Origin of the sequence: Microcella alkalica (genome assembly GCF_014595885.1) — a bacterium.
Taxonomy (GTDB): Bacteria; Actinomycetota; Actinomycetes; order Actinomycetales; family Microbacteriaceae; genus Microcella; species Microcella alkaliphila_B.
On sequence record NZ_JABUKC010000002.1, the window covers coordinates 78977 to 105483 of the forward strand.

A 26507-nucleotide genomic window follows, 5' to 3' on the forward strand; every position below is an offset into this window, starting at 1 on the left:
GCGCGCGTCAGCCGCGGCGCGAGCCGGTCGGATCGGTGCGCGAGGGGCCGATGCGCAGCGGCCCCGTCTTCGTCTCCTCCGCGGGGCGGAACAGCCACGCGGGCTTCGGCTCGATGAGCGGCCTCGTCAGTCGGCGCACCCAGGGGCTCGCCAGCAGCACCGTGATCGCGACGCTGCCGATGAGCAGCCCGAGCAGCCAGGTCAGCGACGAGTTCTCGCCGCCGATGACGCCCGACTCGCGGATCGGGTAGAGCACGAACGAGTGCAGCAGGTACACGTACATCGTCGACTGACCGAAGGCGGTCATCCACGTCTCGTGGCGCGGCACGAGCACGAACACGGCGGCCGTCAGCAGCATCGCGAGCGCGATGAGCAGCAGACGCACGGCCCCCGCCCACCACTGATCCTCGCCGAGGCCCTCGTAGGAGTCGTCGTAGAAGAACCAGAAGCGCAGGTCCATCGCGCGCCACACGTCGATGAAGGCCACGAGCACCGCGCCCCAGATCGCGAGCACCGCGACCGCGCCGAGCCGCACGAGCGCGGTCTGCTGCTCGACCAGGCGCCAGCGGTCGACGAGACCCCACTCCTTGAGCTTCCAGCCGAGCACGAAGAAGGGCATGATGCCGATCGCGCGCGAGAGCGAGAAGGTCGAGTCGACATTCGAGAGGTAGCCGACGCCGACCGAGAACACGATCGCCCACAGCAGCGGCCAGCGCAGCAGCGCCAGGTACGGCAGCACGAGCCGGAAGATGCCGAGCGCGAGCAGGAACCACAGCGTCCACGACGGCTGCGTCGGGTTGAGCGTGAGCGACCCCTCGACGATGAACTGCAGCACCGTCCAGATCGTCTCCATGATCACGTACGGCAGCAGGATGTCGGTGATCACCCGCTGCATCTGCCGGGCTGAGGGTGGCCCCGCCTTCGAGAAGTAGCCGCTGATGATCGCGAACGCCGGCATGTGGAAGGCGTAGATGAACAGGTAGGCGATGAGCGCGTTGTCACTGTCGTAGGTGAGGCGCTGGATGGCGTGCCCGGCGACGACGAAGGCGATGCAGACGAACCGGGCGTTGTCCCAGAACGGCACGCGCTCCTTCTGGCCGGCCTGACCGGGGCGGGGGATGCCCGGGGCGGGGCTCGACGTCGCACTCACCCGCCCAGGGTAGGCCAGGGCCCCGCGCGCCGGAGTAGCGTTGCCCCATGACCGCCGCCGCGCAGCCCTCGACCCTCCGCGCCGTCGTCACCGGGGCGAGCTCGGGCATCGGAGCCGCGACCGCCCGGCGCCTCGCCGCCCGCGGCTGGCACGTGACCGCCGTCGCGCGCCGCGCCGATCGGCTCGCGGCGCTCGCCGCGGAGACCGGCTGCGCGATCGTGGTCGCCGACCTCACCCAGCAGGCCGACGTGGATGCCCTGGCCGAGCAGGTGCGCGCCACCGGCCCCCTGCACGCCCTCGTCGCGAACGCGGGCGGCGCCATCGGCACCGACCCGGTCGCGACCGCCTCCGCCGACGACCTGCTGGCGATGTTCGAGCTCAACGTGCTCACGGCGCAGCGGTCGATCAAGGCGCTGCTGCCCGCGCTGCGGCAGGGCGCTGCGGAGCGCGGCTCGGGCGACATCGTCGCCGTCACCTCCACCGCCGGGCAGGTCTCGTACGAGGGCGGCGGGGGCTACAACGCCGCGAAGTTCGCTCTGCGTGGCCTGCTCGGGGCGCTGCGGCTCGAGCTCGCGGGCGAGCCGCTGCGCGTCGTCCAGATCGCGCCCGGCATGGTGAAGACCGACGAGTTCGCGCTCAAGCGCTTCGGCGGCGAGGCCGCGAAGGTCGAGGCTCTCTACGCGGGAGTCGAGCATCCGCTCGTCGCGGACGACGTCGCCGAGGCGATCGTGCACGCGATCGAGCTGCCGAGCCATGTCAACCTCGACGAGGTCACGATGCGCCCCGTCGCGCAGGCCGCGCAGCACAAGCTCGTGCGCGAGCCGCTGCGCGTGCGCGAGAGCTGAGCGGGGTGCCGGCGCTCGACGGCCTCGTCGCGCCCGACTGGGCGCTGGCGCTCGAGCCGGTCGCCGACCGCGCGCTCGGGCTGCTCGCCGAGCTGCGGGCCGAGGCCGACGCCGGCGCGCCGTTCCTGCCCGAGGAGGGGCTCGTGCTGCGCGCCTTCGCGACGCCGCTCGCCGACGTGCGGGTGCTCGTGCTCGGGCAGGATCCGTACCCGACGCCCGGACACCCCATCGGCCTGAGCTTCGCCGTCGAGCGCCACGTGCGCCCGCTGCCGCGCAGCCTGGCGAACATCCACCGCGAGCTGCGCGACGACCTCGGGCTGTCGACGCCCGAGCACGGCGACCTCTCGGCGTGGCAGGCGCAGGGCGTGCTGCTGCTCAACCGCGTGCTCACGGTGCGGCCCGGTGCGCCGGGCTCGCATCGCGGGCGGGGCTGGGAGGAGATCACGGGATGCGCGGTGCGCGCGCTCGCGCGGCGGGGCGGCCCGCTCGTGGCGGTGCTGTGGGGCCGCGATGCGCAGCAGGCCGCGCCCCTGCTCGGCGACGTGCCCGTCGTCGCGAGCGCGCATCCCAGCCCCCTGTCGGCGCGCGCGGGATTCTTCGGCTCGCGCCCCTTCTCGCGCGCGAACGCCCTGCTGCGCGCGCAGGGCGACGCAGGGGTCGACTGGTCGCTGCCCGCCTAGACTGGCCGGGTGCTGGAGGAGGAGTACCAACCGCGACGCGTGCTGCCGAAGCACCTGCGCAAGCAGCCCGAACCGGAGGCGCCCTTCTCGTTCGCGATCCGCGAGGCGACCGAGGCCGACCTGCCCTGGGTGCGCGAGATCTACAACCACTACGTCGCCAACTCGACCGTCACCTTCGACGAGCAGCCGTGGACCCTTCGGGCACTGAAGACGAAGTACGCCAAGGTGCGCCAGCTCGGCTACCCGTTCCTCGTCGCCGAGTCGCCGACGGGCGTGATCCTCGGCTTCGCCTACGTCTACCCGTGGAAGGAGAAGGCGGCCTACCGGTACACGGTCGAGAACTCGATCTACCTCGGCCCCGCCTCCACGGGCAAAGGGCTCGGTCGCGCGCTGCTCGGCCGCCTGCTCGACGCCGCGCGTGACGCGGGCGTCAAGGAGGTCATCGCGGTCATCGCCGACCGCGGCGCTGAGGCCTCGATCGCCCTGCACGAGCAGTACGGCTTCGTGAAGACGGGCGAGATGGCGCGCGTCGGCTTCAAGTTCGGCCGGTGGCTCGGCATCGTCATGCTGCAGAAGTCGCTCAAGAAGCGCTGAGGCTCAGCGCAGCGCGGCTCAGTTGTAGACGTTGTCGAGCACCTCGTCGGCGATGAGCACGGTCTCCTCGTAGAAGACCTCCCCGCCGTACAGGTTCACGACCGAGACCCACGCGTCGTCGGTGATGACGTTGTGCACGGCACCCGGCCCCTGCTCGTCGCCGAGCACCCAGAACGTGGCGTCGTCATTGGCGGTCACGCCCTCGTTGAGGCCCTGCGCGGTCAGGTCGGTGACGATCTGGGCGCGGTTGGCGGTCGAGATCGGGGCGACGCTCACGGTGAGGGTCGAGACGTTCGGGCGCGCCGCATCCTCGAAGAAGCAGCTGATGCCGCCCGCGGCCTCCTCGCGCGTGGGCTCGGGCAGGTACTCCTCGAACTCGGCGCCCGGGCCGCCCGTGAGCGTGATGCCCTGCGCGGCGAGGGCGTCGACGCGGGCCGCCGGCAGCACGGCGGTGCAGTCGGCCGGCATCGTGAAGGTCTCGGCGACCGGCTCCGGCTCAGTGGTCTCCGTCGGCTCGGGCGAGCTCGTCGCATCGGGCGTCTCGACGACGGTCGGCTCCTCCGTCGACTCGCTCGAGCAGGCGGCGAGACCGAGGGTGAGCACGAGGGCTGCGGCGCTCGCGAGCAGGCGGGTCGAAGTCATGGCTCTCCTGGTGCACGAAGGGTCGACGGCGCGAATCTATCGCGCCGTGTCGACCGTCCTTCGCGCGAGGCGGCTCCGTGACGGCGCGCGCGCGGGTTCGTTGTCGAATCGATATGGATGCGGGCTCGCTAGGCTCGCCGGCGTGTTCGAACTCCACCATCTGACGGCCCTCGAGCAGTGGGAATGGGTGCACGCGGGCCGCGTCAGCCCGAGCGAGCTCCTCGAGCACTACCTCGCCCGCATCGAGCGCCTGAACCCGTCGCTCGGGGCGCTCACGGTCGTCGAGGCCGAGCGTGCTCGCGAGCGCGCCCGCGAGGTCGAGCGCTCGGTCGCGCCGACGGCCCCCCTGCGCGGCATCGTCACGGCCGACAAGGAGCTCACCGCTCGGGCCGGGCAGCGCACGACGTTCGGGTCGAGGCTGTTCGCCGAGCACGTGCCGGCCGAGAGCCACGAGCTCGTCGAGCAGCTCGACGCGGCCGGCGTCGTGAGCGTCGGCGCCACCGCCGCCCCGGAGTTCGGGCTCGCCTCTTACACCGAATCGCTCGTCGCGCCGCCGGCGCGCAACCCCTACGACCTCGATCGCGGCGCGGGGGGCTCGAGCGGCGGCGCGGCGGCGGCGGTCGCCGCCGGGCTGCTGCCGGTCGCCGTGGGCAGCGATGGGGGCGGCAGCATCCGCATCCCGGCGGCGGCCTGCGGACTCGTCGGGCTCAAGCCGTCTCGCGGTCGGCTGCCCGCCGGCAGCGGGCTCGACCGGCTCGCGGGCCTCGTCGTGCCCGGCCCGATCGCTCGCACGGTCGCCGACGCCGCGCTCGTGCTCGACGCGCTCGCGACCGCCGCGCCGTGGGAGTTCGCCACGCGCGCCCCGTCGGCCCACGACGGCCCGTTCCTCGCTGCTGCGGTGCGCGGGGAGGGCCGCTACCAGCTCGGCGTCATGACGACCTCGCCGTGGGACGACTGGGCCGAGATCGTCATCGCACCGGAGGCCCGCGCCGCGCTGTACGGGGCCATCGAGATCTTCGCGGCCCTCGGACACGGCATCGACGACATCGCCCTCGACCCGGAGCCGCACTACGGCGAGCACTTCCGCACGATCTGGATGGCCGGCGCCGCCGGCATCCCCGCCCGCACGCCCGACGAGCTGGCGCTGCTCGAACCGCTTACCGCCTGGCTCGTCGAGCGCGGCCGCGCCCTCGGCGCGGAGCGCCTCGCCGAATCCCTCGCGTGGCTCACGGGCTTCGAGCGGCGCGTGATCCGCCGCTTCGCGAGCGTCGACGTCGTCGTGACGCCCGCCCTCGCGATGACGCCGCCGCCGATCGGCTGGTACGACGCGACGGATGCCGAGCGCAATTTCCTGCAGCAGGTGCAGGTCACCCCGTTCACGAGCTTCGTCAACGTCAGCGGACTGCCCGCGCTCACGCTGCCCGTCGGCCTCGCGCCGCACGACTCGAGCGCGCCGGGCGTGCCGCTGGGCATCCAGCTCATCGGCCGCCCCGGCGGCGAGGCGACCCTGCTGGCGCTCGGCGCGCAGTGGGAGCGCCGGCGCCGCGAACGCCTGCACCCGCCGCAGTGGTGACGCTCGGTCAGCGGGCGGCGGTCGTCGACGCGTCGATGCGGGCTGCGACAGCGCGCCACAGCTCGTCGGCCAGGCGCGCGTCGCTCGCGCTCGGGTGCGTCGCCCCGAGCGGGTCGAGGCCGTCGAAGTAGGTGCCGACGGGCACACCGAGCTCGGGGGTGTCGACGAGGTGCACGAGCGGGGCCGCGCCCGCCTCGGGTGAGATCTGCAGCGCGCCGGTCAGCAGCTGCACGAGCCGGGCGCTGCGTGACTCCGCGCCGAAACCGCTGCGCACGTACCCGGGGTGGAACGGGAAGGCCTGCACGCCCGTGCGCGCGGCGAGCGAGCGCGCGTAGAGGATCGTCGCGAGCTTGCTCGCCCCGTACGCGCGCCACCCCGCCCCGTACGCACGGTGCTGCCAGTCGAGGTCGTCGAGCCGCAGCCCGCCGAGGCGGTTGAGCACGCTCGAGGTGAGCACGACCCGGCCCGTGTCGGCGCCCGCCCGGCCGGCCCGCAGGCGGGGCAGCAGCAGCTCGGTGAGCAGGGCGGGTGCGAGCAGGTTGCGCTGCAGCGTCGTCTCGTTGCCGTCGACCGTGAGTGCTCGGCGGCTCACGAGTCCGCCGGCGTTGCTCACGAGCACGTCGATGCGCGGGAACCGCGACAGCAGCTCGTCGCCGAGCGCGCGCACCTCGTCGAGGCGGTCGAAATCGGCCGTGAAGGGGATGCCGCCCGCGCGCGCCGCGACGGCGGCGGTGCGCTCGGCGTCGCGGCCCACGATCGCGACCTGCCATTCGCGGCGCGCGAGCTCGACGGCCGCGGCGGCGCCGATGCCGGAGCTCGCGCCGGTGATCACGACGGTGCGCATCAGCGGTACCCGCCCGCCTCGAGGCCCGCCTCGATCTCGAAGCGGTTGCGCAGCGGGTCGAGCCCCGAGGCGACGTAGAGCGGCACGAGGGCGAGCCCGTAGCGGCGCCACTGCGCGCGATGCACGGCCTCGTGCGCCAGCACGCGGTCGCTGACGGCGTCGCGCGTGAGGTAGACGGCGCCGATCGTCGTGCCGCCGCGCCCGAAGGCCCAGCGGGGGAGCGGGGCCGCGACGATCACGCCCCCTCGGCGCTGCAGTCGGAAGCCGCTGAGCAAGCCGCCCCAGAGGAGGCCCACCGCGGTCGCGAGGGCGTATCCGGGGCGCGCGACCAGCGGGTGCAGAGCGAGTCGTCGCATCCGATCGCGCGGAGCGAGCGCGTGGAGGGCGCGGCCGAGGACCATGCCGGCGGTCGCGGCACGGCCGCGAGCCCGACGAGCGCGGTGGGGTGTCCCGGCCGTCATGCCCTATTCCTAGCAGGTGCGATCGGTCTCGGGGCGACCGGTCTCCCGAGCGACGTCAGCCGCGTCGAGCGGCGCGGTCGGTCTCGAGCAGTCGCAGCCAGAGCTCGCTCATCGTGGGGTAGGCGGGAACGGCGTGCTGCAATCGCGCGACGGGCACCTCGCCGACGATCGCGACGGTCGCCGCGTGCAGCAGCTCGGCGACGTCGTCGCCGACGACGGTGAAGCCGATCACGACGTCGCGCGCGTCGTCGATGACGAGGCGTGCCCGACCCCGGTAGTCGTCGGCGTGCAGGCTCGCACCCGCGACGCGACCGAGGTCGTAGTCGGCCACGCGCACCGCGACGCCGCGCTCGGTCGCCTCGGCTGCCGTGAGCCCGACGCTCGCGACCTCGGGCGAGGTGAACGCGACCTGCGGCACCGCGTCGTGGTCGGCGGTGGCCGCGTGGGCGCCCCAGCGCGCCTCGTCCACGAGCGCGCCCGTGGCGAGTGCGGCGATGACGTCCCCGGCGACGCGCGCCTGGTACTTGCCCTGGTGGGTGAGCAGCGCGCGGTGGTTGACGTCGCCGACGGCGTACAGCCAGTCGTGGCCGCGCACACGCTGCGAGTCGTCGACCTCGAGCCAGCTGCCGGCCTCGAGCCCGACCGACTCGAGCCCGAGATCGTCCGTGCGCGGACGGCGCCCGGTCGCGACGAGCACCTCGTCGGCGACGACGCTCTCGCCGCCCGGCAGCAGCAGCGCCACGCTGCCGTCGTCGCGGCGGTCGACCCGCTCGGGCGTCGTGCTCGTGCGCACGTCGGCCCCCTCCTCGCGCAGTCGCCGGGCGACCTCCTCGCCCGCGAAGGGCTCGAGCCCCGACAGCAGCCCCGACCGGCTCAGCAGCGTCACCGTCGACCCGAGGGCCGCGTACGCGGTGGCGAGCTCGCAGCCGACCACCCCGCCGCCGATGATCGCGAGGCGCTGCGGCACCCGCGGCGCACTGGTCGCCTCGCGCGGCGTCCACGGCGCGCTCTCCTCCAAGCCCGGGATGCTCGGCACGACCGGATCAGAGCCCGTGCAGATCGCGACGGCGTGCCGCGCGATCACGACCCGCTCCTCGCCGCCCGGCAGGCTCACCACGACCCGCTTCGCGCCTTCGAGGCGGCCCGCGCCCCGCAGCAGGTCGATGCCCGCGCCCTCCAGCCACCGCACCTGCCCGGCGTCGTCCCAGTGGCTCGTGAAGGCGTCGCGCCGCCGCAGCACCGCGGCGACGTCGAGCTCGCCCGTGACCGCCTCGCGAGCGCCCGCGACGCCGCGCGCGGCACGCAGCGCGGCCGCGGACCGCACGAGCGCCTTCGAGGGCATGCACGCCCAGTACGAGCACTCGCCGCCGACGAGCTCGCGCTCGACGACGAGCGCGGTGAGCCCGCCCTGCACGGCCCGGTCGGCGACGTTCTCGCCCACGGCACCGGCTCCGATGACGATGAGGTCGTAGGCGTCGGCGAGCGGGCGGCTCGTCTCGGCCGAGGTGGTGAGGCTGCGCGGAGCGGGCGTCATGGCCGTGCCTTCCTCGAGCGGTCAGCGACCGGTGAAGCGGGGGGTCTCGCGACGCAGGAAGGCCTCCATGCCGATGCGGGCATCCTCAGTGCGCATGAGGCGCACGAGCTCGCCCTGCAGGCGGGCGGCCGCCGCATCGGGCCCCTGCGCGACGGCGAGGCGAGCGTTCTCGAGCGTCGCCTGCACGGCGAGCGGCGCCTGCACCGAGATGCGGTGGGCGAGCTCGACGGCGCGCGCGAGCTGCTCGCCGGGCTCGACGATCTCGGTCACGATGCCCAGGCGCGCGGCCTCGACGGCGTCGAAGCGGTCGCCGGTGAGCATCCACCGCATGGCGCTGCTCCAGCCGGCGACGGCGGGGAACCGCAGCGTCGCCCCGCCGAACGGCAGGATCGCCCGCGCCACCTCCAGCTGCGCGAACGAGGTGTCGCTCGCGGCGACGACGACGTCGCTCGCGAGGGCCAGCTCGATGCCGAGCGTCAGGCACGTGCCCTGCACGGCGAGCACGACGGGCTTGCGCACGCGCGGCCCCTGCACGCCCCACGGGTCCAGACCGCCCTCGGGCACCATGGCGAGCCCCTCGGGCCCGACTCGGGGCGCGATGTCGCCGAGGTCGAGGCCGCCCGTGAAGTGGTCGCCGTGCGCGAAGACCACGCCGACGCGCACCTCGGGGTCGCGATCGAGCTCTCCGTAGGCGAGGGCGAGCTGCTGCAGCATGGCGAGGTCGGCGGCATTGCGCTTCTCGGGGCGATCGAGCCCGATGAGCAGGAGGTGGCCGTCGCGCTCGACGGTCACGCGGCGGGGCGCCCCGGCGCCGTCGTCGGGGGTGGGGGAGTCGGACATGAGCGCCACTCTAGCCACGCGCCCCGACGTCGCGTCGGCGGATGCTCGCGCTGAGGCTCAGGCGCGCGACTCGGGCCGCGCGAGCGCCGAGATCACGCGCAGGATGCTCGGCAGGTCGTCGCTCGCCGCCTCGACGCTCGCCGGGGCGAACTCGGTGACGCCGGCACCGGCGAGCGGCAGCGCCGCGCGGGCGGCGCCGATCGCGGCCACGAGCTCGGCTGCGGTCGCGCCGAACGGCGTCGGGAATCCGACGCCCGCGAACTCGCTCGGGTCGAGCACGTCGAGGTCGACGTGGGCGTACAGCGCCTCCGCGCCGGAGGCCGCGCGCTCGGCGACGGCCGCGCCGACCTCGTCGAGCCCGACCAGGGCGATGCCGAGCTGCTCGACGGCGTGCTCCTCGGCCGGGTCGAGGTCGCGGGCGCCGACGAGCAGCACGTCGGCGGGGGCGACGAGCCCGGCGTCGATGATCGACCGCAGCACGATGCCGTGGAAGGCGCCGGAGGGCGAGCTCGTGGGTGTGTTGAGGTCGGCGTGAGCATCCGCCCACAGCAGCACCAGGCGGCCGACGCGCGCCGCGTGCTCGACGGCGGCGAGCTCGACCCCGCAGTCGCCGCCGATCGTGATCGCCGGGCCCTCCAGGGCTGCGAGGGCCGCGGTCTGGCGCTCGCGCACGATGCGCAGCGAGCTGAAGCGGTGGATGCCCGTGCCCTCGGCGTCGCCCGCCTCGAGCGGCACCTCGATCGTCGTCGTCGCGCTCGACGGCAGGTCGCCGCGGATCGCCTCCGCCCCGTCGACGAGGCGCATCGCGCGCTCCGCCCCGGAGCCCTGCCACTGGGGGACGACGACGAAGTGCGCGCTCATGGCGTCAGTCTGGCACTCGACCGCGACGCTCGGGGAGGGTCGAGAGCGCTGTGAGCGCCGCCTCGAGCGGGCCGCGCCGCCCGAGCGCCTCGCAGGCGAGACCGACCGCGACCCCCGCGACGACGAGCACGACGAGGATGCCCCAGCCGAGCATCCCCTCGAACCGGCCCGCGCCGCCCAGCGGCGAGAGCGCCGCGAGCACGAGCGCGTGCCCGACGTACACGGTGAGCGCCACGCGGCCGAGGGCGCGCAGCGGCTCGAGGCCGAGCGCGACGGCGCGAACGGCCGACCGCGGAGCGCCCGCCCGGTCGACGGGGTCGAGCACCACGAGCAGCAGCCCCAGCACGGCCGCGGCGAGCCCGCCCGAGCCGAGAAGCTCGGCGACCGTGCCCGAGTGCGCGGCCGCGGCTCCCTCGCCGAGCCCGAGCGACTCGCGCGTCGCAGGCGCGAGGCCGTCGATGAGCGCGGCGGCGCCGTAGCCGGCGACGCTCGCCGTCGCGCCGCCCGCGACGAGGGCGGCGCGCACGCGCGGGCGCTGGAGCCCCGAGCGGGCCGCGAGCAGCCCGGCTACGAGCACCGGCACCCAGAGCAGCGCGGGGTACCAGCCGGTGAGCAGGTAGTCGGTCGCCGTCGCGAGGGGCTCGGTCTGCGGAGCGCCGGCGCGCACGACGGCGTCGCGGAGCGCCGGTGCCGCCGCAAGCACGGCCACGCCGACGCCGGCGAGCCACGCCCGGCCGAGGAAGAGCAGCGGCACGAGCAGCAGGAACATGACGCCGTAGTAGTCGAGGATGATCGCGATGCCGTGCGGCAGCAGCCACAGCAGCGCGCCTGCGGCCAGGAGGGCCAGCGCGCGGATCACGATGCGCAGGCGCAGCTCGGAGCGCCGACGACCGCGAGGCGGAGCATCCGCGCCCGTCACCAGGCCCAGCGAGACGCCCGCGACGAGCGCGAACAGCAGGGAGGGGCGGCCGTCGACGAGGTATTCCTCGGCGCCGAGGCCGCCGGGTCGGGGGATCGTGTGGGCGGCGATCATGCCGACGATCGCGAGACCGCGCGCGGCATCCACACCTGCCCAGCGGGAGTTCGGCGGCGGGGGCGCGGGCGTCGTCATCGGGCCGCGAGTCTAGCCGCGGCCGCTGGTGGCCACACGACGGGGGCGGGAGCGCTCCTCGCGCTGCCCGCCCCCGTCGTGGCGCAGGTCCTCTCGGCCGCTCAGGCGCGCAGGCGGCCGCGCAGCAGCTCGAGCTGGCGCACGAGCTCGGCGGGCATGCGGTCGCCGAAGGTGGCGAAGAACTGCTCGATGTCGTCGGCCTCCGCCAGCAGCGCCTCGCGGTCCTGCGCGAAGAGCTCTTCGACGCGGGCCTCGTCGAGGTCGAGGCCCTCGAGGTTCAGACCGTCGGCGGTGGGGATCGAGCCGAGCGGTGACTCCTGCGCGCAGGCCTCGCCCTCGAGCCGCTCGACCATCCACTGCAGCACTCGCGCGTTGTCGCCGAAGCCGGGCCACAGGAAGGAGCCGTCGGCGCCCTTGCGGAACCAGTTCACCTGGAACACGCGCGGCACGCGCGCCGAGCGGCGCAGGCGGCGGCCGAACTCGAGCCAGTGGGCGAAGTAGTCGCCCATGTTGTAGCCGGCGAAGGGCAGCATCGCGAAGGGGTCGCGGCGCAGCTCGCCCACGGTGCCTTCGGCGGCCGCCGTCTGCTCCGATGCGATCGTGGCGCCCAGGAAAACGCCATGATCCCAATCGCGCGCCTCTACCACCAAGGGCACGTTCGTCGCTCGGCGGCCGCCGAAGATGATGGCGTCGATGACGACGCCCTCCGGGTCCTCCCACGTGCTCGCGATCGACGGGCACTGGCGGGCGGACACGGTGAAACGGGAGTTCGGGTGCGCGGCGGGGGTGCCCGATTCGGGGCTCCAGGGGTTGCCGCGCCAGTCAGTGAGCTTCGCCGGCGGGGTCGAGGTCAGGCCCTCCCACCACACGTCGCCGTCGTCGGTCACGGCGACGTTCGTGAAGACGGTGTTGCCCCACAGCGTGTCGATCGCCGTCGGGTTCGTCTTCGGGCTCGTGCCCGGCGCCACGCCGAAGAAGCCGGCCTCCGGGTTGATCGCGCGCAGGCGTCCGTCGGCGCCGATGCGCAGCCAGGCGATGTCGTCGCCGATCGTCTCGACCGTCCAGCCCGGGATGCTCGGCGCCATCATGGCGAGGTTCGTCTTGCCGCACGCGCTCGGGAAGGCGGCCGCGAGGTGGTACGCCTTGCCCGTGGGCGAGGTGACCTTGATGAGCAGCATGTGCTCGGCGAGCCAGCCCTCGTCGCGCGCCTGCACGGAGGCGATGCGCAGGGCGAAGGCCTTCTTGGCGAGGATGGCGTTGCCACCGTATGCGGAGCCGTAGGAGAAGATCTCGCGCGTCTCGGGGAAGTGCACGATGTACTTCGTGTCGTTGCAGGGCCACGGCACGTCCTGCTGGCCGGCGGCGAGCGGCGCGCCGACGCTGTGCACCGCAGGCACCCAGTCCGCGCCGAGCGCGATCTGCTCGATGGCGGCGGTGCCCATGCGGGTCATCGTGCCGGTGCTCACCACGACGTAGGGCGAGTCGGTGACCTGCACGCCGAGCTTCGCCATCGGCGAGCCGATCGGGCCCATCGAGAAGGGCATGACGTACATCGTGCGCCCGCGCATCGAGCCCCGGAAGACACCCTGCAGCTCAGCGCGCATCGCGCTCGGCTCGCGCCAGTTGTTGGTGGGGCCGGCGTCGATCTCGTGCTCGGAGCAGATAAAGGTGCGCGACTCGAGGCGGGCGACGTCGCCCTCGTCGGAGCGCGCGATGAACGAGTAGGGGCGCAGCTCGGGGTTCAGCTGCTCGATGGTGCCCTGCGCGACAAGCAGCTGCAGCAGGTCGTGACGCTCGCGCGTCGAGCCGTCGCACCAGTGGATCGCCGCCGGCTCGGTGAGCTCGGCGACCTCGGCGACCCAGGCGGCCACGTCGGAAGGCGTGCCAGCGGGGGCGCCAGCGGCGAGAGGCGCGGCCGCGGGGGTGCGGTCGGTCGTCCGTGCGGTGCGCGGGTGGTCGAGCAGCGTCATGATCGGATCTCCAGTTCTCGGGAACGAATCCCCGTTGTGACCATCGTGCCGTCGGTGGAGCACGCGTTCGCCCGAAACGCGCGCTAAAGAAACGCTGTTCTTTCGGTATCGTTAAACGTATGAGCGACCTCGTCACCCTCGGCCAGCGCATCCGCCACTTCCGCGGCGCCGCCGGCCTCACCCTCGACCAGCTCGGCGAGCGGGTCGGCGTCGCCGGCAGCCAGCTCTCGCTCATGGAGAACGGTCGGCGCGAGCCGCGCGTCACCCTGCTGACCTCCATCGCCGAGGCGCTCGGCGTGACGCTCGCCGACCTCCTAGAGGAGTCACCGCCCTCCAAGCGCGCCGCCCTCGAGATCGAGCTCGAGCGCGCCCAGCGCTCGACGCTCTACGCCTCGCTCGGGCTGCCCATGGTGCGCGCGTCGCGCTCGATGAGCGACGAGGTGCTCGAGGCGCTCGTCGGCCTGCACCGCGAGCTCGTCGAGAAGGAGCGCCAGACGATCGCGACCCCGGAGGAGGCCCGCCGGGCGAACACGGAGCTGCGGCTGCGCATGCGCGAGCTGCACAACTACCTGCCCGACATCGAGGATCTCGCCGAGCGGACGGTGCGCGAGAGCGGCCACACGACGGGTGCCCTGACCCACCGCGAGGTCGGGCTCATGGCCAAGCGCCTGGGCTTCGAGCTCGTGCACGTCGGCGACCTGCCGCACTCGGCGCGCTCGGTCATCGATCTGGAGAACGGGCGCATCTACCTGCCGCCCGCGTCGATCCCGGGCGGCCATGGCCTGCGGTCGATGGCCCTGCAGGCGATCGCGCACCGCCTGCTGGAGCACGAGGTGCCGAGGACCTACGCCGAGTTCCTGCAGCAGCGGCTGGAGATCAACTACTTCGCCGCCGCGTGCCTCATGCCGCGCGAGCAGTCGGTGGCCTTCCTGCAGCAGGCCAAGGCCGACCGCAACATCGCCGTGGAGGACTTCCGCGACGCCTTCGGCGTCACGCACGAGGCGGCCGCGCTGCGACTGACGAACCTCGCCACCTCGCACCTGGATCTCACACTGCACTTCCTCCGGGTCGGCGACGACGGCGCCGTGTACAAGGCGTACGAGAACGACGGCCTGCGGCTGCCGGTCGACGTCACCGGCTCGGTGGAGGGTCAGCTGGTGTGCCGCTACTGGAGCGCGCGGATGGCCTTCGCCCGCACCAACCGCACGACCGAGTTCTACCAGTACACCGACACCCCCGAGGGCACCTTCTGGGAGTCGACCCAGACTGGCACGAGCGCGACGGACGAGTTCTCGATCACGGTCGGGGTGCCCTTCGCGCAGTCGAAGTGGTTCCGCGGGCGCGAGACGACGAACCGCCGAACCTCCACGTGCCCCGACCCGGCGTGCTGCAAGCGGCCCTCCGGCGAGCTCGCGAACCGCTGGCGCGGCAAGGCCTGGACGAGCGCCAAGCTGCACGCCCACATCCTGTCGCCGCTGCCGAGCGGCACCTTCCCCGGCGTGGACGACCAGGAGCTGTACCGCTTCCTGGAGGCGCACGCCGAGCGCGTCGACGACTGACGCGACCCCGAGGGTGTGACCCGGCTCAGGCCTCGGCCGCGGGCACCGGCGCCGGCGACTGCGCGGGCGCGCTGTTCTTCGGCAGGCGGCGCACCGAGGCGCGGCGGCGACGACGGGGCGTCATCGAGCGCATCTCGTCCATCTTCCCGAAGCACAGCAGGCGGTCTTCCGCCTGCAGCTCCTGCTTCGGGCGTGGGTTCGGGATGACGGTCGTGCCGCGATTGAGCGTCAGCACCGTGATGTCGCGATCGAGGATGCCCGACTCGCCGAGGGTCTTGCCCACGATGTCGGCGCCCGCGTGCACGACGAGCTCGGCCACGCCGTAGCCCGTCGACACCGCCAGGCGCTGGCGCACGTCGATGTCGGGGAAGGCGACCTCGTGCGCGATGTAGTCGATGATCGCCCCCGCCACGTCGAGGCCCGTCGCCGTCTCGATGCCCTGCAGGCCGGGGGAGGAGTTGACCTCCATCACGAGCGGCCCGTCGTTGCCCTCGAGCATGTCGACGCCCGCCACGCGCAGGCCCATGATCTGCGCCGAGCGCACCGCGGCGCGCTCGTACTCGGGGCTCAGCGTCACGGGCTCGACGCGGCCGCCGCGGTGCACGTTGGAGCGGAACTCGTCGCCCTCGGCCTGTCGGCGCATCGCGGCGACGACGCGGTCGCCGACGACGAGGGCGCGGATGTCGCGGCCCCGGCTCTCGGCGATGAACTGCTGGATGAGCACGTTCTGGTTCGTCGAGTGCAGCGTCTCGATGATCGCCTCGGCGACCTTCGCCTGCGGGGCGAGGATCACGCCGATGCCCTGCGTTCCCTCGAGCAGCTTGATCACCACCGGGGCGCCGCCGACGCGCTCGATGGCGGGGCGCACGTCGGCGCGGTTGCGCACGAAGGCCGTCGCGGGCATCCCGATGCCGTGACGCGACAGGATCTGCGTGGCCCGCAGCTTGTCGCGGGCGTTCATGATGCCGTTCGCGGTGTTCGGAGTGAAGACGTCCATCTGCTCGAACTGGCGCACGACGGCCGTGCCGAAGTAGGTGATCGAGTTGCCGATGCGGGGCAGGATCGCGTCGTAGGTCGACAGCGGGCGGCCGCGGAAGTCGAGGTCGGGCTCGGGCCCGGTGAGGTCGATCGCGAAGCGCAGGGTGTTGAGCACCTTCACCCGGTGGCCGCGCTGCTCGGCGGCGGCGCGCAGGCGCGAGGTCGAGTACGAGTGCGGGGCACGCGAGAGGATGGCGAGTTTCATGGAGCGCCCCTGACAAGATGAGGGTGTGAACGAGCCCGCCCATTCCATCACAATCGCCGGTTGGCGGGAGTGGGTGGGGATCCCCGCTGCGGGCATCCCGTGGATCAAGGCGAAGCTCGACACCGGTGCCCGCTCGTCGAGCGTGCACGCCTACGACGTCGAGGTCGTGGGGGAGGGTGCGGACGAGCGGGTGCGGTTCCGCATCCGCCCGTGGCAGCAGTCCTCCGACGATGCGGTGCTGCTCGAGTGCCCCGTGCACGACCGCCGTCTCGTGCGCAGCTCGTCGGGGCACGCCGAGGAGCGCATCGTGGTCATCCTCGAGATCGCCCTCATGGGCCGCATCGTGCCCGCGGAGGTCACGCTGAGCAATCGCGACGCCATGGGGTTCCGGATGCTCATCGGCCGTCAGGCGCTGCGTCGAGGGTTCGTGGTCGACTCGGCGAGGTCGTTCCTCGGCGGCCGCGCGCCCAAGGAGGTCCGGCGCGCCAACCGCGGCCGCTGAGTCACACGCCGCGCCCGGTCGGGATGCGCGGAGCGCGACGACCGCGCTCGTCGCGCGGAGCGCGCTGCGCCGCAGAGGCGGCGGCGCAGCCAGAAATCAACACTGGCGCCCCCGACAGGATTCGAACCTGCGGCCCTCAGTACCGGAAACTGATGCTCTATCCCCTGAGCTACGGAGGCGAGAGTCAGCCTAGCGGGTTCCCCGCGGCTGCGGCGCCGTGCCAGCATGAGCCCATGTCGGAGCGGCCGGGTGGGGCGGCGCTCGTCCGCGAGGTCGGGTGCGCGATCGTCGGCGAGCTCGGCGAGCCGGCGTCGCTCGTGCTGGCCATCGCGGTCGCCGACGCGGAGGGGCTGTCGCGCTCGGAGCGCCTGCGCGTCGAGGTCGACGGCCGCGCGGTCGACGTGGCGGAGCATCCGGGGCCGGAGGGCACCCGCTGGCACACCGTCGACGCGCCGGCCGGCTCGCTGCGCATCGACTACGAGGCGACGGTGCGGGGGCGGGCGCGTCCCGCCCGTGTGTCGACGCTCGACCGGATCGTCGACGTGCGCCCGAGCCGCTACGTCGAGAGCGACATCGTGCCGGCCCTCATCGACGCGGAGGTGGTGCGGGGGCTGCACGAGCTGGCGCCGGTCGATCGGGTGCTGGCGGTCCGCGATGCGGTCGACGGCGCGCTGGAGTACTCGTGGGCGACGACGCGCCCGACGGACGGCATCGCTGAGCCGCTGCAGGCCGGCCAGGGGGTCTGCCGCGATTTCGCGCACGTCGTGACGGGGCTGCTGCGGGCGACCGACCTGCCGGCGCGCGTGGTCTCGGTGTATGCGCCGGGGCTCACGCCGATGGATTTCCATGCCGTCGTCGAGGTGGCCGTCGACGGCGAGTGGCTGCTGATCGACGCGACGGGGCTCGCGCCGCGGCGGGCGATGCTGCGCGTCGCGACGGGGCGGGATGCCGCGGACACGGCGTTCCTCGCGAGCGACGGCTCGGCGCTCGCGCTCGCCTCCGTGCGTGTGCGCGCCGAGGCCTCCGAGGCGTTCGAGGAGCGCCCGAGCGAGCTCGTCGCGCTCGGGTAGTGCTCGTCGGTCGCCCACGGGCGGCTCGGTAGGATTCCAGGGTGAATCCTGACCTCCTTACCTCGCATCTGCTCGCCGCCGTCACCGACGCGGTCGAGCGACGCGACGCTGAGGTGGCCGGCCAGCTGAGCGCGGCGGACATCGCGCTTGAGAGGCCGCGCAATCGCGACCACGGCGACTGGGCGACGAGCGTCGCGCTGAAGCTCGCGAAGCGCATCGGGCTCGCGCCGCGCGCGCTCGCCGATGAGCTCGCGTCGGCGTTCGCGGCGATCAACGGGGTCGCGAGCGTCGAGGTGGCGGGCCCCGGCTTCCTCAACATCCGTCTGGAGGCCGGTGCTGCCGGCGCGCTCGCCGCCGCGATCGTCGCCGCGGGCGAGGGGTACGGGCGCACCGAGGCGCTCGCGGGGCAGTCGATCAACCTCGAGTTCGTCTCGGCCAACCCGACCGGGCCCCTGCACATCGGGCACACGCGCTGGGCGGCGCTCGGCGACTCGCTCGCGCGCGTGCTGGCAGCCTCGGGGGCGGCCGTCACGAGCGAGTTCTACATCAACGACGCCGGCGCCCAGATGGACACCTTCGGCGAGTCGGTGCTCGCCGCGGCCCTCGGCGAGCCCGCGCCGGAGAACGCGTACCCGGGGCAGTACATCGCCGATCTCGGTGCCCGTGCGCTCGCCGAGCGGCCCGACCTGCCCTCACTGCCGCGCGAGGAGGCTCTCGTCGTCGCTCGCGAGCTCGCGTACGGCTGGCAGCTGGCCGAGATCCAGGAGTCGCTGGCTCGCTTCAACGTGCACTTCGACGTGTGGTTCAGCGAGCGGCAGCTGCACACGGCGACCGCCGACGGCCCGAGCCCGATCGACGGCGCCGTCGACCGCCTGCGCGCGCAGGGCCACGTCTTCGACGAGGACGACGCCATCTGGGTGCGCACGACCGACTTCGGCGACGACAAGGATCGGGTCATCAAGCGCGGCAACGGCGTCTACACCTACTTCGCCGCCGACGCCGCCTACTACCTGTCGAAGAAGGACCGCGGCTTCGGGCTCACCATCTACCTCCTCGGCGCCGATCACCACGGCTACGTGCACCGCCTGAAGGCGCTCGCCGGGGCCGCGGGTGACGACCCCGCGCGCGACATCGAGGTGCTCATCGGGCAGCTGGTGAGCATCAACGGCGCCAGGCTCAGCAAGCGCGCGGGCAACATCATCGAGCTGAACGATCTGCGCGAGTGGCTCGGTACCGACGCGCTGCGCTACTCGCTCGCGCGCTACCCGGCCGACTCGCCGCTGACGCTCGACCCGGAGCTGCTGCGCAAGCGCACGAACGACAACCCGGTCTTCTACGTGCAGTACGCGCACGCCCGCACCCATCAGGTGGCGCGCAACGCCGACGCCGCGGGCGTCGACGGCTCGGGCTTCGACGCCGAGCTGCTCACCGACGAGACGGAGAGCGTGCTGCTCGGGGCCCTCGCCGAGTTCCCCCGCATCGTCGCCCAGGCCGCCGAGCTGCGCGAGCCGCACCGCATCGCGCGCTACCTGGAGGAGCTCGCGGCCTCCTTCCACCGCTGGTATGACGCGTGCCGGGTGACGCCGATCGGGGATGCTCCCGTCGAGCCCGTGCACCACGCACGACGTGTGCTCGCCGACGCGACGGGCCAGGTGCTCCGCAACGGCCTGGCCCTGCTCGGCGTCTCGGCTCCCGAGCGGATGTGACCGTGAGCGACGAGACGGCGCCCCTGCCCGAGCGCGTCGCCGCGCAGCTCGACGCCGCGCCCGCGCCCGCTCCGCCGACGCGCCGCCGGGGCCGCATCGCGCTCGTGGTCGCGCTCGTCGTGCTCGCGCTGCTCGTGGTCGCGGCGGTCGTCGCCGACGTCGCGGCGCGAGCAGCGATCCGGGGCGAGATCGCCGACCGCACGCGCGCGCTGCTCGAGCTCGATCCCGAGCATCCCGTCGACGTCGAGCTCGCGGGCGCCTCCGTGCTGTGGCAGGCCGTCACGGGGCGGTTCGAGCGCGTCGACATCGACGCGGGCGAGATCGCGACCGGTGGCCTGCAGGGGCGGCTCGCGGTCACGGCCACGGGCATCCCCACCGATCTGTCGCAGCCCGCGGAGCGCGTCGAGGCGACCTTCCGCGTCGCCGAGAGCGACCTGCCGGCGATCGCGAGCGCCCTGTCGAGCCTCGAGATCGAGGATGTCGTGCTCGAGGGCGACGAGGTCCGGTTCCGGTCGGCGCTCGACGTGCTCGGCATCCCGCTCGAGTTCGCGGTGGGCCTCCGACCGGAGGCGGTCGACGGGGCCCTCGCCTTCACGCCGTCGACGCTGAGCCTCAACGGCGACGAGCTCGACCTGGAGGAGTTCGCCGGACAGTTCGGGGGGATCCTCGGCGACGGGGTGCTCGCGACGCAGTCGGTGTGCGTCGCGGAGAGCCTGCCGCGCGACCTCGTGCTCGAGGCCGTGACGGTCGAGGGCGATGAGCTCGTGGTGCGGCTCGGCGCCGACGACGCCGTGCTCGAGGGCGACGGCTTCACCGAGCGCGGCACCTGCCCGGCGGGCTAGACGCTCACCTGCTCCAGGTGCTCCGGCACGCGGGCCGGCACCCCGAGCTCGTGCTCGATGCGCGAGCGCAGCACGTCGGCGGGGCCCGGCTCGCCGTGCACCACGTAGGCGCGGTCGACGCTCGCGCCGCGCATCCAGGCGATGATCTGGTCGGCGTCGGCGTGCGCTGACATGCTCGACAGCTGCACCACCTCGGCCTCGATCGGCACCTCGCGGCCGAAGACGCGCAGCGCGGTCGCGCCGTCCGCGAGGGCCGCGCCGCGCGTGCCGCCCGCCTGGTAGCCGGTGAGCACGATGGCGTTGCGCGCGTCGGGCCCGTACGCGGTGAGGTGGTGCAGGATGCGCCCGCCGGTCAGCATGCCGCTCGCGGCGATGATGATCATGGGGCCGCCGCGCAGGTTCAGCAGCTTCGAGTCGTCGACGGTGCGCACCATCGTCGCGAGCTCGTAGAGGTCGTCGAGCTCGGCGCCGCGCACGCGGTGCTCGTCGGGGTGGGCGCGGTACAGCGCGGTGGCGTCGACCGCCATGGGGCTGTTGAGATAGATCGGCACCGCGGGCAGGCGCCCGGCCCGCCGCAGGCGTGAGAGGTGCAGCAGCATCGCCTGCGCGCGCCCCACCGCGAAGGCCGGGATCAGCACGACGCCGCCGCGGCCGAGCACGCGGTCGAGCACCGGCGCGAGCTCGTCGGCGGGGTCGGCGTCGGGGTGGTGGCGGTCGCCGTAGGTCGACTCGACGAGCAGCGCGTGGGCGGGCGGCAGGGCGGCGAGCGGCTCGGGCCCGAGCATGAGCGCGTCGTCGCTGCGGCCCAGGTCCCCGCTGACGTGCAGCTGGCGCCCTCCGGCGCGGAGGCGGACGTGCGCCGCGCCGAGGATGTGGCCCGCGTGGTGCAGCTCAGCCTCGACGCGGCCCGGCAGCGCGATCGTGTCGCCGAAGCGGCGGGCGTGCACGCGCTCGAGCGCGCGCTGGGCATCCTCTGACGCGTACAGCGGTGTCGGCCGCTCGTGCTTGGAGTAGCCGCGCTTCGCGGCGAACCGGGCCTCCTCCTCCAGCAGGTGCGCCGAGTCGGGCCACAGCAGGCCGACGAGCTGCTCGGTGCCCGGCGAGCAGATGATGGGCCCAGCGAAGCCGTCGCGCACGAGCGCGGGCAGGTAGCCCGAGTGGTCGAGGTGCGCGTGGGTGAGCACGACGGCGTCGATGCTCTCCGGCGGCACCGGGAAGGCGGAGCGGTTCCGCAGCCGCAGCTGCTTGTACCCCTGGAAGAGGCCACCGTCGATGAGGATGCGCGCGCCGCCGTGCTCGAGCAGGAACCGCGAGCCGGTCACGGTGCCGGCGCCGCCGAGGAATCGCAGCGTCGGCCGCTCGTCGACCATGTCAGCCTCCCGTCGCGCACGCGGCGTCGCGTGCTCGGCACCAGTGTGCGCGCGCGAACGCCCGCCGCCCAGGGGCGAAAGTCCCCGCCTGCGCGCGCGATAGGATTCCCCTCGGCTTCAGGGACCAATCCGGGTTCGCTCGCCTCACTCCAGCGCAGATCTTCCGTGAGGTGCTTCTCCGTGTCCGTCAACCCGCTCGCTCCGGCGTGGCTCCGCCACCCCGACGACGCGAACGCGCTCCCCGCGCACGTCTGGCCGGCCTCGGCCGCGCGCGACGCCGACGGCGCCCTGACGATCGGGGGAGTCAGCGCCCGCGAGCTCGCCGACCGCTTCGGCACGCCGCTCTACGTCATCGATGAGGCGGATGCCCGCTCGCGCGCCGCGCGCACCCGCGCCGCCTTCGGCGCCGCCCTCGCCCCGCACGCCTCGACCGCCACCGTGTACTACGCAGGCAAGGCCTTCCTCTGCACCGAGGTCGTGCGGTGGATGCTCGCCGAGGGCCTCAACATCGACGTCGCGAGCGGCGGCGAGCTCGCCGTCGCGCTCGCGGCCGGCGCCGACCCGGCGCGCCTGGGCCTGCACGGCAACAACAAGTCGCTCGCCGAGATCGACCGCGCGGTCGGCGCCGGCGTCGGGGCGATCGTCGTCGACTCGCTCGTCGAGATCGACCGCGTCGCCGAGGCCGCCGAGCGCCACGGCCGCACGCAGGCGGTGCGCGTGCGCATCAACTCCGGCGTGCACGCTCACACGCACGAGTACCTCGCGACGGCGCGCGAGGATCAGAAGTTCGGCATCCCGCTCGCCGATGCGGCCGACGCCGTGGCGCGCATCCGCGCCCGCGCGCCGCACCTGCGCCTGCTGGGCCTGCACTCGCACATCGGCTCGCAGATCTTCGTCGTCGACGGCTTCCTGGAGGCCGCGCGCCGCCTGCTGACCGTGCACGCCGAGCTGCTCGCGGGCGGGGAGGTGCCCGAACTGAACCTCGGCGGCGGCTTCGGCATCGCCTATCTAGAGACCGACGAGGCGCCCGCGATCGAGAGCATCGCCACGGGGCTCGTCGATGCGGTGGCCTCAGTGTGCGGCGAGCTGGGCATCCCCGTGCCGCGACTGGCGGTCGAGCCGGGCCGCAGCATCATCGGGCCCGCGGGCGTCACCCTGTACGAGGTCGGCACGACGAAGGATGTCGTCGTGACCGGCGACGACGGCTCGACGGCGGTGCGCCGCTACGTGAGCGTCGACGGCGGCATGAGCGACAACGCCCGCCCCGCGCTCTACGGCGCCGACTACGGCGTGCGCCTCGCCGGTCGCGTCTCGAGCGCCGACCCCGCGCTCGTGCGCGTCGCCGGCAAGCACTGCGAGAGCGGCGACATCGTCGTGCAGGCCGACTACCTGCCGGGCGACGTCGCCCCTGGCGACCTCGTCGCGGTGCCCGCGACGGGCGCCTACTGCTTCTCGCTCGCGAGCAACTACAACTACCTGTCCCGCCCCGCCGTCGTCGCCGTGCGCGACGGCGTCGCCCGCGTCATCGTGCGCGGCGAGACCGAGGCCGACCTGCTCCGCCGCGACGCCGGCGTCGTCAGCCCCGACGTCGACGACGCTCAGCCCCTCGACCCCGCAGCCCGACCCGAGAGGATCACCCGCCCGTGATCGAGTACCGCAACCTCCGCATCGCCCTGCTCGGCGCCGGCAGCGTCGGCGCCCAGGTGGCCGACCAGCTGCTGACCCACGGTGACGAGCTCGCCGCGCGCGTCGGCGCGGGCCTCGAGCTCGTCGGCGTCGCGGTGCGCGATGTGGATGCTCCGCGCACGGCCGACATCCCGCGCGAGCTGCTCACCGCGAACGCGGAAGAGCTCATCCTCGGCGCCGACATCGTCGTCGAGCTCATGGGTGGCCTCGAGCCGGCCCGCACGCTCATCCTGCAGGCGCTCAACTCGGGCGCCGACGTCATCACGGCCAACAAGGCGCTGCTTGCCACGCACGGTCCGGAGCTGTTCGAGGCGGCCGAGCAGGTCGGCGCGCAGCTCTACTACGAGGCCGCGGTCGGCGGGGCGATCCCGATCATCCGCCCGCTGCGCGATTCGCTCGCCGGCGACCGGGTCACGCGCATCCTCGGCATCGTCAACGGCACGACCAACTTCATCCTCGACCGCATGGACAAGCACGGCGAGACGATGGAGCAGGCACTCGCGACCGCGACCGAGCTCGGCTACGCGGAGGCCGACCCGACCGCCGACGTCGGCGGCTACGACGCGGCGCAGAAGGCGGGCATCCTCGCGAGCCTGGCCTTCCACACCCTCGTGCCGGCGAGCGCGGTGCACCGCGAGGGCATCACCGAGGTCACGCTCGACGACGTGCGCGCCGCCCGCAAGGCCGGCTACGTCGTGAAGCTGCTCGCCATCTGCGAGAAGATCGTCGACCCCGCGACGCTCAAGGAGGGCGTCTCGGCCCGCGTCTACCCGGCGCTCGTGCCCGAGGAGCACCCGCTCGCCGCCGTGCACGGCGCCAACAACGCCGTCTTCGTCGAGGCGGAGGCCGCCGGCCCGCTCATGTTCTACGGCGCGGGCGCCGGCGGCATCCAGACCGCCTCGGCCGTGCTCGGCGACGTCGTCTCCGCCGCTCGCCGCCACGTCGTCGGCGGTCCGGGCGTCGCCGAGTCGACGCACGCGAACCTCCCGGTGCTGCCCATCAGCGCCGTCACCACCCGCTACCAGATCACCCTCCAGGTGGCGGACCAGCCCGGCGTGCTCGCGACGATCGCGACCCTCTTCAGCGAGCACGGGGTCTCCGTCGAGACGGTCGAACAGTCCGTCGTGTCCGGCCAGCGCGGCGAGGCAGCGGATGCTCCCGCCGCTACGCTGGTCATCGGCACTCACGAAGCGTCGGAGGCCGATCTCGCCGCAACGGTCGCGGCACTGACCACCAGCACGGTCGTCCACAGCGTGACCGGCGTGCTGCGAGTAGAAGGACTCTAGATGGCGAAGCAGTGGCGCGGCGTTCTGCACGAGTACGCCGACCGACTGGATGTCAGCGACGCGACCCCCGTCGTGACGCTCGGCGAGGGCGGCACGCCGCTCATCCCCGCCCGCTACCTCTCCGAGCGCACCGGCGCCGAGGTGTGGGTCAAGTACGAGGGCATGAACCCGACCGGGTCGTTCAAGGATCGCGGCATGACGATGGCCATCTCCAAGGCCGTCGAGCACGGGGCGAAGGCCGTCATCTGCGCCTCGACCGGCAATACCTCTGCCTCGGCCGCGGCCTACGCGACGCACGCCGGCATCACGGCCGCCGTGCTCGTGCCCGAGGGCAAGATCGCGATGGGCAAGCTCAGCCAGGCGGTCGCTCACAAGGCGCAGATCATTCAGGTGCAGGGCAACTTCGACGACTGCCTCGACATCGCGCGCGAGCTCGCCGAGCAGTACCCCGTGCACCTGGTGAACTCCGTGAACCCCGACCGCATCGAGGGTCAGAAGACGGCGGCCTTCGAGGTCGTCGAGGTACTCGGCGACGCGCCCGACTTCCACATCCTGCCCGTCGGCAACGCCGGCAACTACACCGCCTACCACCGCGGCTACCGGGAGGAGCTGGCGCGCGGCGAGGCGACGACGCTGCCGCGCATGTTCGGCTTCCAGGCCGCCGGCTCCGCGCCGCTCGTGACCGGCTCGGTCGTGAAGAAGCCCGAGACGATCGCGAGCGCGATCCGCATCGGCAACCCCGCCTCGTGGGAGCTCGCGCTCGCGGCGCACGCCGACAGCGACGGCTACTTCGGCGCGATCGACGACGCCGGCATCCTCGAGGCGCACCGGCTGCTCTCGCAGGAGGTCGGCATCTTCGTCGAGCCCGCCTCGGCGATCTCGGTCGCCGGCCTGCTCGAGCGCGCCGAGGCCGGGGTCATCCCGCGCGGCGCGCGCGTCGTGCTGACGGTGACCGGCCACGGCCTGAAGGATCCGCAGTGGGCGCTCAAGCGCGCCGACGGATCCGAGGTCGCGCCGACGGTCGTGCCGGTCGACACGACGGAGATCGCCTCGGTGCTCGGGCTCGCGAAGGCCTCGGTCTGATGGCCCTCGACCCGCGCCTCGCCGGCCGCAGCGTGCACGTGAAGGTGCCGGCGACGACCGCGAACCTGGGGCCCGGCTTCGACACACTGGGCCTCGCGCTCTCGGTGTACGACGAGCTCGACGTCACGGTGCGCGAGCAGCCGGGCGCGACGGTGCGCATCGTCGGCGTGGGGGAGGGCGAGGTGCCCACCGACGAGTCGAACCTCATCGTGCGCGCCGTGCGCCACACCTTCGACCACTACGGCGTCGAGATGCCCGGCATCGACATGGTCGCGCACAACGTCATCCCGCACGGCCGCGGCATGGGCTCGTCGGGCGCGGCGATCGTCGGAGGCATCATGGCGGCGAAGGGGCTGCTGGAGGGCATCGTCGACATCGACGCCGACAGCCTCCTCGCCCGGGCGACCGAGCTCGAGGGGCACCCCGACAACGTCGCCCCCGCGCTCTTCGGCGGTCTGACGATCGCGTGGATGTCGCCCGAGGGCCCCCAGCACAAGCGACTGACGGTGCACCGCGGCGTCTCGCTGCTGGTGTGCGTGCCCGAGTCGACGACCATGTCGACGGCGCTGGCGCGCTCGCTACAGCCCGAGTCGGTGCCGCACGAGGACGCGATCTTCAACGTCTCGCGCTCCGCCCTTCTCATCGCGGCTCTCATCCAGAGCCCCGAGCTGCTGTTCGCGGCGACGGAGGACCGCTTGCACCAGAACTACCGGGCGAGCGCGATGCCCGAGACGGATGCCCTCATCCAGGTGCTCCGCGCGAACGGCTTCGCGGCCGTCGTCTCGGGCGCCGGGCCGTCGATCCTGGTGCTGTGCGGCGACCCTGCGCAGCGCATCCAGGCGGCGGAGATCGTGGCCCAGCACGCCGCCACACCGTGGCAGTCGCACATGCTGGCCGTGGATTTCAAGGGTGCTACAGTGGTGCCGCATCCGGTCGAGGCCGTGGCCTAGGCCCACCTCCCCGGGCATCACCAAGCAGCTCTCGCTTTTCCACCGGCTCGTACCGCGGCTGTCGCGTTGCGCCCGTTCACCCGGTTTCCACCTCCCGCCTTCCGT

Annotated in this window: 24 protein-coding genes and 1 tRNA gene; 13 read left to right on the forward strand and 12 right to left on the reverse strand. The window is 73.5% G+C overall.

The genetic code is table 11. The features are described from left to right. Positions 1-7: 7 nt before the first annotated feature. The gene (locus tag ID804_RS04935) at positions 8-1150 is read right to left on the reverse strand and encodes an acyltransferase family protein (protein WP_317451178.1); all 1143 of its coding nucleotides are present in this window, start codon (positions 1148-1150) and stop codon (positions 8-10) included. Between the two features lie 47 nt (positions 1151-1197). Between ID804_RS04935 and ID804_RS04940 the strand changes: the two genes are divergently transcribed. Genes ID804_RS04940 through ID804_RS04950 form a run of 3 tightly spaced genes read left to right on the forward strand, consistent with a single transcriptional unit; the run spans position 1198 to position 3269 of the window. Beyond that, a complete protein-coding gene (locus ID804_RS04940) occupies positions 1198-1995 on the forward strand; it encodes an SDR family oxidoreductase (protein ID WP_169077887.1) in 798 nt (265 codons plus the stop codon). A 5-nt stretch (positions 1996-2000) separates the two neighbouring features. Beyond that, positions 2001-2675, forward strand: a complete 675-nt coding sequence (locus tag ID804_RS04945; RefSeq protein ID WP_169077888.1) for a uracil-DNA glycosylase — start codon at positions 2001-2003, stop codon at positions 2673-2675. Positions 2676-2684: 9 nt separating this feature from the next. Next, positions 2685-3269 carry a GNAT family N-acetyltransferase gene (locus ID804_RS04950; RefSeq protein WP_169077889.1) on the forward strand — a complete coding sequence of 195 codons (585 nt, stop codon included), beginning with the start codon at positions 2685-2687 and terminating at the stop codon, positions 3267-3269. An 18-nt stretch (positions 3270-3287) separates the two neighbouring features. On the opposite strand, the gene ID804_RS04955 is transcribed toward ID804_RS04950, so the two are convergent. Continuing rightward, positions 3288-3911, reverse strand: coding sequence for a hypothetical protein (locus tag ID804_RS04955; protein ID WP_169077890.1), 624 nt, complete (start codon positions 3909-3911; stop codon positions 3288-3290). A 142-nt stretch (positions 3912-4053) separates the two neighbouring features. Here ID804_RS04955 and ID804_RS04960 point away from each other — a divergent pair, with 142 nt between their 5' ends. Then, positions 4054-5484: an amidase gene (locus ID804_RS04960; RefSeq protein ID WP_169077891.1), complete on the forward strand. Its 1431-nt coding sequence runs from the start codon at positions 4054-4056 to the stop codon at positions 5482-5484. A 7-nt stretch (positions 5485-5491) separates the two neighbouring features. Here ID804_RS04960 and ID804_RS04965 read toward each other — a convergent pair whose 3' ends face one another. From ID804_RS04965 to ID804_RS04995, 7 genes are all read right to left on the reverse strand, one after another. Further along, on the reverse strand, positions 5492-6328 hold the full coding sequence (locus ID804_RS04965) for an SDR family NAD(P)-dependent oxidoreductase (RefSeq protein ID WP_188219164.1): 837 nt from the start codon (positions 6326-6328) through the stop codon (positions 5492-5494). After that, positions 6328-6789, reverse strand: coding sequence for a hypothetical protein (locus tag ID804_RS04970; protein WP_223158985.1), 462 nt, complete (start codon positions 6787-6789; stop codon positions 6328-6330). The genes ID804_RS04965 and ID804_RS04970 overlap by 1 nt, the downstream gene beginning before the upstream one ends. 55 nt (positions 6790-6844) lie before the next feature. Beyond that, positions 6845-8323 (reverse strand): dihydrolipoyl dehydrogenase family protein, encoded by a 1479-nt coding sequence (locus ID804_RS04975; protein ID WP_169077892.1) that lies wholly within the window; start codon positions 8321-8323, stop codon positions 6845-6847. Positions 8324-8344: 21 nt separating this feature from the next. Continuing rightward, positions 8345-9163 carry a crotonase/enoyl-CoA hydratase family protein gene (locus ID804_RS04980; protein WP_169077893.1) on the reverse strand — a complete coding sequence of 273 codons (819 nt, stop codon included), beginning with the start codon at positions 9161-9163 and terminating at the stop codon, positions 8345-8347. A gap of 57 nt (positions 9164-9220) precedes the next feature. Continuing rightward, positions 9221-10024: an arginase family protein gene (locus ID804_RS04985; RefSeq protein WP_169077894.1), complete on the reverse strand. Its 804-nt coding sequence runs from the start codon at positions 10022-10024 to the stop codon at positions 9221-9223. 4 nt (positions 10025-10028) lie between these two features. Further along, the gene (locus ID804_RS04990; protein ID WP_169077895.1) at positions 10029-11135 is read right to left on the reverse strand and encodes a heparan-alpha-glucosaminide N-acetyltransferase domain-containing protein; all 1107 of its coding nucleotides are present in this window, start codon (positions 11133-11135) and stop codon (positions 10029-10031) included. A 101-nt stretch (positions 11136-11236) separates the two neighbouring features. Further along, on the reverse strand, positions 11237-13105 hold the full coding sequence (locus ID804_RS04995; RefSeq protein WP_169077896.1) for a phosphoenolpyruvate carboxykinase (GTP): 1869 nt from the start codon (positions 13103-13105) through the stop codon (positions 11237-11239). A gap of 119 nt (positions 13106-13224) precedes the next feature. Here ID804_RS04995 and ID804_RS05000 point away from each other — a divergent pair, with 119 nt between their 5' ends. Further along, entirely contained in the window at positions 13225-14664 is a 1440-nt protein-coding gene (locus ID804_RS05000) for a helix-turn-helix domain-containing protein (protein WP_169077897.1), read from the forward strand. 25 nt (positions 14665-14689) lie between these two features. On the opposite strand, the gene ID804_RS05005 is transcribed toward ID804_RS05000, so the two are convergent. Further along, on the reverse strand, positions 14690-15907 hold the full coding sequence (locus ID804_RS05005; RefSeq protein WP_169077898.1) for a RimK family alpha-L-glutamate ligase: 1218 nt from the start codon (positions 15905-15907) through the stop codon (positions 14690-14692). A 25-nt stretch (positions 15908-15932) separates the two neighbouring features. On the opposite strand from ID804_RS05005, the gene ID804_RS05010 reads away from it, so the two are divergent. Further along, positions 15933-16409 (forward strand): ATP-dependent zinc protease family protein, encoded by a 477-nt coding sequence (locus ID804_RS05010; RefSeq protein WP_169077899.1) that lies wholly within the window; start codon positions 15933-15935, stop codon positions 16407-16409. Between the two features lie 103 nt (positions 16410-16512). On the opposite strand, the gene ID804_RS05015 is transcribed toward ID804_RS05010, so the two are convergent. Continuing rightward, positions 16513-16588: transfer RNA gene (locus tag ID804_RS05015), tRNA-Arg, on the reverse strand. Positions 16589-16642: 54 nt separating this feature from the next. On the opposite strand from ID804_RS05015, the gene ID804_RS05020 reads away from it, so the two are divergent. Genes ID804_RS05020 through ID804_RS05030 form a run of 3 tightly spaced genes read left to right on the forward strand, consistent with a single transcriptional unit; the run spans position 16643 to position 20027 of the window. Then, the gene (locus tag ID804_RS05020; RefSeq protein WP_169077900.1) at positions 16643-17479 is read left to right on the forward strand and encodes a transglutaminase-like domain-containing protein; all 837 of its coding nucleotides are present in this window, start codon (positions 16643-16645) and stop codon (positions 17477-17479) included. 41 nt (positions 17480-17520) lie between these two features. Continuing rightward, positions 17521-19185 (forward strand): arginine--tRNA ligase, encoded by a 1665-nt coding sequence (gene argS, locus ID804_RS05025; RefSeq protein ID WP_169077901.1) that lies wholly within the window; start codon positions 17521-17523, stop codon positions 19183-19185. A gap of 2 nt (positions 19186-19187) precedes the next feature. Continuing rightward, on the forward strand, positions 19188-20027 hold the full coding sequence (locus ID804_RS05030) for an LmeA family phospholipid-binding protein (RefSeq protein ID WP_169077902.1): 840 nt from the start codon (positions 19188-19190) through the stop codon (positions 20025-20027). Here the strand turns inward: ID804_RS05030 and ID804_RS05035 are convergent. After that, positions 20024-21397 carry an MBL fold metallo-hydrolase gene (locus tag ID804_RS05035; RefSeq protein ID WP_169077903.1) on the reverse strand — a complete coding sequence of 458 codons (1374 nt, stop codon included), beginning with the start codon at positions 21395-21397 and terminating at the stop codon, positions 20024-20026. The two genes, ID804_RS05030 and ID804_RS05035, sit on opposite strands and share 4 nt — an antisense overlap. Positions 21398-21577: 180 nt before the next feature. On the opposite strand from ID804_RS05035, the gene lysA reads away from it, so the two are divergent. The 4 genes from lysA to thrB are packed head-to-tail and all read left to right on the forward strand — an operon-like array spanning position 21578 to position 26402. After that, positions 21578-23044, forward strand: a complete 1467-nt coding sequence (gene lysA, locus ID804_RS05040; protein ID WP_169077904.1) for a diaminopimelate decarboxylase — start codon at positions 21578-21580, stop codon at positions 23042-23044. Then, positions 23041-24369 carry a homoserine dehydrogenase gene (locus ID804_RS05045; RefSeq protein WP_169077905.1) on the forward strand — a complete coding sequence of 443 codons (1329 nt, stop codon included), beginning with the start codon at positions 23041-23043 and terminating at the stop codon, positions 24367-24369. The genes lysA and ID804_RS05045 overlap by 4 nt, the downstream gene beginning before the upstream one ends. Beyond that, complete coding sequence (gene thrC / locus ID804_RS05050) at positions 24370-25452, forward strand: threonine synthase (protein ID WP_169077906.1); 1083 nt, start codon at positions 24370-24372, stop codon at positions 25450-25452. Beyond that, positions 25452-26402, forward strand: coding sequence for a homoserine kinase (gene thrB, locus ID804_RS05055; protein ID WP_169077907.1), 951 nt, complete (start codon positions 25452-25454; stop codon positions 26400-26402). Before thrC ends, thrB begins: the two co-directional genes overlap by 1 nt. Positions 26403-26507: the final 105 nt, after the last annotated feature.